The organism is uncultured Campylobacter sp. (assembly GCF_937997465.1).
Classification (GTDB): Bacteria; Campylobacterota; Campylobacteria; order Campylobacterales; family Campylobacteraceae; genus Campylobacter_A.
Genome location: NZ_CALKTQ010000023.1, coordinates 1 through 6,877, shown reverse-complemented (window position 1 = coordinate 6,877; position 6,877 = coordinate 1). Strand labels below are relative to the sequence as shown.

At 41.1% G+C, this 6,877-nt stretch carries 8 protein-coding genes; 5 read left to right on the top strand and 3 right to left on the bottom strand.

The features are described 5' to 3' along the window. The first annotated feature begins 112 nt into the window (after positions 1–112). Positions 113–1,573: an aldehyde dehydrogenase family protein gene (locus Q0546_RS00645; protein ID WP_002951991.1), complete on the top strand. Its 1,461-nt coding sequence runs from the start codon at positions 113–115 to the stop codon at positions 1,571–1,573. A gap of 187 nt (positions 1,574–1,760) precedes the next feature. Here Q0546_RS00645 and Q0546_RS00640 read toward each other — a convergent pair whose 3' ends face one another. Continuing rightward, positions 1,761–2,615 carry a DUF364 domain-containing protein gene (locus Q0546_RS00640; protein WP_298789594.1) on the bottom strand — a complete coding sequence of 285 codons (855 nt, stop codon included), beginning with the start codon at positions 2,613–2,615 and terminating at the stop codon, positions 1,761–1,763. A 247-nt stretch (positions 2,616–2,862) separates the two neighbouring features. On the opposite strand from Q0546_RS00640, the gene Q0546_RS00635 reads away from it, so the two are divergent. Continuing rightward, the gene (locus tag Q0546_RS00635) at positions 2,863–3,981 is read left to right on the top strand and encodes a tyrosine-type recombinase/integrase (RefSeq protein WP_298789593.1); all 1,119 of its coding nucleotides are present in this window, start codon (positions 2,863–2,865) and stop codon (positions 3,979–3,981) included. A gap of 84 nt (positions 3,982–4,065) precedes the next feature. Here Q0546_RS00635 and Q0546_RS00630 read toward each other — a convergent pair whose 3' ends face one another. After that, positions 4,066–4,347, bottom strand: a complete 282-nt coding sequence (locus Q0546_RS00630) for a helix-turn-helix transcriptional regulator (protein ID WP_298789591.1) — start codon at positions 4,345–4,347, stop codon at positions 4,066–4,068. Further along, entirely contained in the window at positions 4,340–4,663 is a 324-nt protein-coding gene (locus Q0546_RS00625) for a type II toxin-antitoxin system RelE/ParE family toxin (protein WP_298789589.1), read from the bottom strand. The genes Q0546_RS00630 and Q0546_RS00625 overlap by 8 nt, the downstream gene beginning before the upstream one ends. A gap of 151 nt (positions 4,664–4,814) precedes the next feature. On the opposite strand from Q0546_RS00625, the gene Q0546_RS00620 reads away from it, so the two are divergent. The 3 genes from Q0546_RS00620 to Q0546_RS00610 all read left to right on the top strand — a co-directional run bounded on the left by Q0546_RS00620 (position 4,815) and on the right by Q0546_RS00610 (position 6,677). Continuing rightward, the gene (locus Q0546_RS00620; RefSeq protein WP_298789587.1) at positions 4,815–5,072 is read left to right on the top strand and encodes a hypothetical protein; all 258 of its coding nucleotides are present in this window, start codon (positions 4,815–4,817) and stop codon (positions 5,070–5,072) included. Between the two features lie 15 nt (positions 5,073–5,087). After that, the gene (locus tag Q0546_RS00615; protein ID WP_298789586.1) at positions 5,088–5,591 is read left to right on the top strand and encodes a hypothetical protein; all 504 of its coding nucleotides are present in this window, start codon (positions 5,088–5,090) and stop codon (positions 5,589–5,591) included. A gap of 90 nt (positions 5,592–5,681) precedes the next feature. Then, a complete protein-coding gene (locus Q0546_RS00610) occupies positions 5,682–6,677 on the top strand; it encodes a hypothetical protein (RefSeq protein ID WP_298789583.1) in 996 nt (331 codons plus the stop codon). The last annotated feature ends 200 nt before the right edge of the window (positions 6,678–6,877 follow it).

Here is a 6,877-nt window from a genome sequence, read left to right as displayed (position 1 = left end):
AATACCGTCAAATTTTCGCTCAAATTTTTGATAACGATTATTTTCTAATTATCAAATTATTTATATTCGAGGAGTAATATTTCAGTTATTAAATAATTTTAAAGGAGAAAAAATGGTTAAGTTACAAGAAAAATACGGCCTTTTTATAAACGGCGAATTCGTCCCTGCAAGCAGCGGCAAGACGCTAGATACCTTTGACCCCGCTACCGGTAAAAAGCTAGCCGCGATCGCGGACGCGAGCAAAGAGGATGTGGACGCCGCGGTCAAGGCCGCGCGCGAAGCGTTTAAGACGTTTCGCCATAGCACGGTGAGCGAACGAAGCAGAATTTTGCTCAAAATCGCCGATATAATCGACGCAAACAAAGACTTTTTAGCCGCAGTCGAGACGATGGACAACGGCAAGCCTATCCGCGAGACGCTAAACGTGGACGTGCCGTACGCGGCGGAGCATTTTAGGTATTTTGCCGGCGTGATCCAGGGCGAAGAGGGTAGCGCAAACGTACTCGAAGAAAAGCACCTCTCGCTCATCTTACGCGAGCCTATCGGCGTCGTAGCGCAGATCGTACCGTGGAATTTCCCGTTTTTGATGGCGGCGTGGAAGCTAGCCCCGGTCATCGCCGCGGGCGACACGAGCGTGCTAAAACCGTCGTCTGAGACAAGCCTGAGCGTGCTCGAGCTAATGCGCCTCATCAAAGACGTGCTACCAAAAGGCGTCGTAAACGTGATAACGGGCAAAGGCAGCGGCGCAGGAGCGTTTTTACAAAAGCACAGCGGCATCGACAAGATCGCATTTACCGGCTCGACCGAGATCGGACGCGAGATCGCCATCTCGGCGGCTGAAAAAATCATCCCGGCAACGCTCGAGCTAGGCGGCAAATCAGCCAACATCATCTACGCCGACGCAGACTTTGATCTGGCTCTAGACGGCGTTCAGATGGGTATTTTATTTAACCAGGGGCAAGTTTGCTGCGCGGGCAGTAGGATATTTGTCGAGGAGAAAATTTACGACAAATTTATCGCCGCGGCGGTAGAGAAATTTAAAAATCTAAAAGTCGGCGATCCTCTGGATCCAAAGACGCAGATGGGCTCTCAGATCAACGCCAAACAAGCCGCCAAGATCGTCGAGTACATCAACATCGGCGTCAAAGAAGGCGCCAAAATCGCCGTCGGAGGCAAGCTCGCGGCTGCGGGAGATAGCTTCGTCGAGCCGACACTGCTAGTGGACGTGAGCAACGATATGCGCGTAGCCAGAGAGGAGATCTTCGGCCCTGTGGGCGTCGTGATCAAATTTAAAAACGAGGACGAGCTGATAAAGATGGTAAACGACAGCGAATACGGTCTAGGCGGCGGCGTCTTCACGCAGGACATCACTCGCGCCATCCGTACCGCTCGCGCGATGGAGACGGGCCGCGTGTGGATAAACTGCTACAACCAGATCCCGGCGGGCAGCCCGTTCGGTGGCTACAAGAGCTCGGGCATCGGCCGCGAAACGCACAAAATCATCCTCGAGCACTACACTCAGATGAAAAATATCATGGTAAATTTGACGGGCAAGGTTAGTTCGTTTTATTAAAATTTGCTAGCACAAATTTGGGTCGGGCGATTTGCTCGGCCCTTTTTTATATTCGACAAAATTCTTATAAATTCGCACAAATTTAAAACTGATTTTTATCTACTTTTGTTTTAAATTTAATATCAAGCCGGTGATTTTACATTAAACAAAATCACTCCCTGGACTGCAAATTTAGTCAAATTTGGTTTTATGCATTTTGATCGTTAAATTTAGAAGTCGAACTCTCGCGACTCATTACGAATCTCTCCCCAAATTTGCCGAAAAAATGATACCCCGAACCAGCCTGCGCGATCACATCCAAAAGCTCGTCCGCATGCGTAGTGTAGACGCCGCCCACACGACTCACGCCCCTATCAAAAAGCGCTTTAGGCGACATCGAAACCGTCGGTCCGACGACGATGACTTCGGCCCCGCTCTTTTTTAAGCTCAAGATCTCCTCCAGCATGTCGTTTAATAGCGTGACGCCGGTTATTATGAGATTATCGGCCGCTCTGACCGCGTCCGCGGCGCATTCTTGCGGGATAAAATACTTTAGCTCATCGCCTTTTAGAGCGCTCTTATCAAGCTCCAAAATGCGAAAATCCAGGCCGTTTTTTATCATAAATTTGATGTAAGGCACCAGTGCACCCACAATCACGCTAAACGAGCTGCCCTTGATAGCTAACTCGTCAAAAGGATCGGCCTTAAATTTGGTCGCATACGGACTACCAGAGCGCTCATAACACGTCTGCGAAAGCGCGTTTAGGGCGGCTACGGCGATGGTTTTTTTGATAGGGCTATCGCTAGTTATGTCTTTTAAAAGAGTTTTTACGTTTTTACCGCAGATGTTACCGGATTTTGGCATTATCGCGGCTTGCGACGGACAGCAAACGGCCTGCGGAAATGATTTTAGCGGAGTGTAGCTCACGCCGCAAACGCCGTTACTTAGCTTTACGCCCGTAAAAAACAGCCCGACCACAACGCGCTGCACGTTTAAATTTTTTATTTCGTCGCCTAAATTTTCATAAATTTGGCTTAAGGTGTCGTTTAAAATTTGACCCACGGCAATCTCCTTTCGGCTATGCAAGTAGTTAAATTTTATGAAAATTTTACAGCAAAATATTTTAAATTATATTAATCTATGTCAGATTTTATCTAAAGTAGGTAGCATACTGTAAAATTTATCCAAATTTAGTACTAAAAATTTAAAAGTAGATCAAATCAACATATGATAAAACAGATTGTATTGTGGAGATGGGTTACCCAGCGGGTTACCCAAAGCGGTGCAAAGAATTTTAAAAAGGACTCAAATGTCAATCAGTCTAAGCGAATACAAAAAGACGAAAGTTCCAAATATATACGTGAGTAAAAATCATACGAATAAATTTTTATTCAGAAAAAGAAGTAGTGACGGAAAGCGAGCTACCAAAGTAATTGAAATAGCCGTAAGAGAAAAATGGACCGGGCGAGAATATTTACAAGAAGCTATGGCGGTTTTTGCCGAATGGGTAAAAAGCAAAGATATGGCGGTATCTGCCGTTTCTAGGATCCAGCCAAATATTAAAGTTAAGCAGCTTTGGGATTTATATATGGAAACTAGAGCCAAAACCAAAGCTACGACAGGGCTAGCGGCGATGTTTAACAATCATATCAAAAACAACCCGCTAGGCTCGCTAGCAATAGAAAAGGTAACGCTTGATCATATTCAAATTTTTTATAATTCTATGCGAAGCAAAGGGTTATCGCCAAAAACATACAATAAAACGATAAAGGAAATTTTGCGCCCTATGTTTAAGTATGCGCTTATTCATAGGGCTCTAGCTTTTGAACCGACGTTTGGTTTAAAGCTAGACAAGATTGAGAAAAAATCAAAAGTCATCAACTGTTCGGATAAACTTAGAAATTTGTTTTCCGCCATTAATGAACTTTACGCCGACGACGTTTTTTACTGGACGCTTTTTGTCCTGATTTTTACGGGCAGGCGAAAGTCCAAAATTTTAAACCTAAAATGGAAAAACATAAATTTCAGCAACAACACTATGCTTTTAGAGAGGACAAAAAACTCTAACGACTATATCGTAGTCATCCCAAATTTTATAGCGTCCAAGCTACAAGAGATACCGAGAATAGCTGAGCTGGTATTTGCTAGCCCCGTAAGCGGCGAGACGATAGTTAATCTAGACAGACGAGTTAAAAAAATCAGAGAACTTTCGGGTGTTGAAAATTTTCACCTGCATATGGCGCGAGATATAGTAGTAGGCGCTCTTGCGGAAGCTAGCGCGGATATCCATACGATGTCGGGCACTTTATTGCACGAAGAACTGGCGACCCTACAACACTATCTAGGCGTCGATACTTACAAAGCGACCCAGAAAAGCTCGCAAGTGATAGAAAATTTAGTAGCCACTAAAAGATTAGGGCAGAAATAGTCTTCAAGTTAAAGCCAGTATCGCCCACTTCTTGGTTTATAAGATGTGTTTGCGCGAGGCAAATTTTGACCTCGCCTTTTTTTGTTAGTTTAGTGCGATATTTAGCCGCTTTAATCCCAATGCTTTTGCGTATTTGATTATCGTCTGAAATTTAAAATCTCCGCTTGCGCTTTCTAGTCTAGCTAGATTGGACTGTTTCATACCCATCCTCTCCGCTAGCTGCGACTGCGTCAGTCCGCTTTTTATTCTAGCTTTTATCAACTCGCTTTTTAGTTCGTATTCGGGCATCAGGGCTTCGTATTCGGCTCTAAATTCATCGTTTTTCATCATTTCATTAAATACGTCGTCAAATTTTACTTCAGGCATTTTTTAACTCCTTCAATCTATTTCTGGCGATATCCAGTTCTTTCTGAGGTATTTTATCGCTTTTCTTTACAAACACGTGCAATATATAAACGCGCCTACCAGCCATATACCAAAATATACCTCTGCCTATACCTTCTGCACCCTTAGCCCTTATCTCAAAAAGCCCGTCGCCTAAGCTTTTAGTTTGCGGCTCACCGACTTGGTTGCCGTAAAGACGCAAGAGCTTAAATATATGTGTCATGTTAGCGGAAATTTTAGGAGGTAGGGCTTTAAAATCTTCAGCTACTCGATCGTCCAAAAATATAATTTCCCACAAACTTTATCCTTCGGACGGATTATATCATAAAAGATATTAAACTTTTTTGTAAATTTGTCTAAGCATCCGACCGCCCCTCTGGCACCACAAAACAAAAACAGTAAATTATCTTTTGGTGAACCGACTTTTTGCTGGACTCAAGGCTTGTTACATGGTAGGATGGATGCAAAATTTTGTAAAAAGGGAAAAAATGCAAATAAATCCTTGTCAAAAAAAGTTTATAACGCCCATGGAATTTGAAGCTCTCTTTAGTGTCGGTACTGATGCCCAATCGATTTGGAGATCTAAAGGTATATTACCATACATAAAACTAGGTGGTAGAAAAGTTCTATACGATAGAGAAAAAATAGAAAAATGGATAGCCGCTGGAGATCAAAATCTATGCGTTTTAGACGCTGAGCTTATATAGTCCGATCTGTAAAATATGAAAATAAACGGCTACGAGATCGTAATTAACGTTTTATCGGAGAATTTAACTCCGCAAGAAGCCATCAGTAGGATGGCTCACAACTTAAGAGAGCCCAAACAAGCCAAGAAAATTCGGTATTTAAGAAGAGGTTCTAAAAGCAATAAGTATTATGTTCAAAGCCCTTTTGGTGCTCTAGTGGATATGTCTCAAACCCAAATGACGCACGATAACATCGAAAAACTTATAAAAGAAAAACTATCTAAACTTAAAGCCGATTATGAAAAGCAAAAGATAACCGATAAAAATGGAAAAGCAAAAAAGCGAGCTTGGCAAAAGAAGATGACGCCTTTTACCGAAATTATTCTCTCTTTCGGTACGCAAAGATCCAAAGAGGCCAAAGAAGGGCTAAACAAAGATGAATCCGCTTTTATCAATGGTTTAGATATGCTTCCTAGGGTTATGGGCTTCATTAACGGTTATTGTAATAAATACGGCGTAGAGTGCATCTCTGCCTGCTAGCACAACGACGAAAAGACCAAACATTGGCAGATAATTTTTGAAAACTACGATTATGCCAATCACGCTTGTATCAGGAGAAATAAAACACAGATGTCTAAATACGGCAAGGAACTGCAAGATATGGGCGCAGATGCGTTTAGGGGTATCGCTGTAAGAGGCGTAAGAGGTAGCAAGGCTACTCACAAGAATCTAAAACAAATGCATAAAACCGAAATCTCTTATGAAAACGAAAAAGCGTTAAAAAATGAAATAGATTCTAGCATTCAAGAGTACGTCAATGAAAATTTTGAGAAGGTAAACCCACTAATAGGCGAGTCGTACTATAAAATATCCAAGGACGGCATGAGCGAGTTCACAAAAACCATTAGCGAAGTGATCTATGCTGCTGCCGAAGAAAATATTACGATACTTCAAACCCCCAAATTAAAAGAACAAATAGACGAGCTAGAAAAACAATTAGCTAGTAAGAGTGAAGTTTTTGCACAAAACAAAGAGCTAGAGGCAAACAATGAACTCTTGCTTAAAGAAAATTCAGAACTAAAAGAATTAAACGCGAAATTTAGCGATAAAGAGATAGTCATCTCGCAACAAAACGAAATTAAGGAGTTAAAAGAGGCTATAAAACAAAAGGATATCGTCATAAAAGAGCTCGAAAATAAGATATCAAGCGACGAAAAAATCCTAGAACAAGCTCAGACTAATGAGACAGAAATGAAAAGGTTAAAATATATCGAAGGTCAAAAGATTAATATCGAAATCCAAAACAAGTATATAGAAGAAGAAAAAGCCAAATTAGAAACGCAAATAAACATATATAAAAAGCAAGCCGATAAAGCAGAAATCCTAAATAAAAAACGAGAAAAAACGCTCTATAAACTAAAGAATGCCACAAAAATCAATAGAACGATACAAAAAGAAAAACAGAAGCTAGAAGAAGAAAACGAGAGACTAAAAGAGGAGAATGCTCTGCTTAAAGCCTTTAAAGATAAAATCGTAAATTTCTTTAAGAGCATAGCAAACAAAATTCCGATCATAAAGGAGTTTATTGAAGATAAAGCTCCTGAGATCAAAGAGGATATAATTTAGAAGAAATGATGTTGGAATGGGGATGGGCTGAGGTGATATATCTAAAAAGGTTTAGCATCCAAAACTAATTTAAAAAATGACAGATAAAAAACTTGATTAGAATTTAATGTAAATCTGCCTTCGCTTTTCCTCAAAATTTAACTATACTTCATAAAAAATTAATCTAAAATACCAAATTTATCCGCTCAAATTTAACCTGC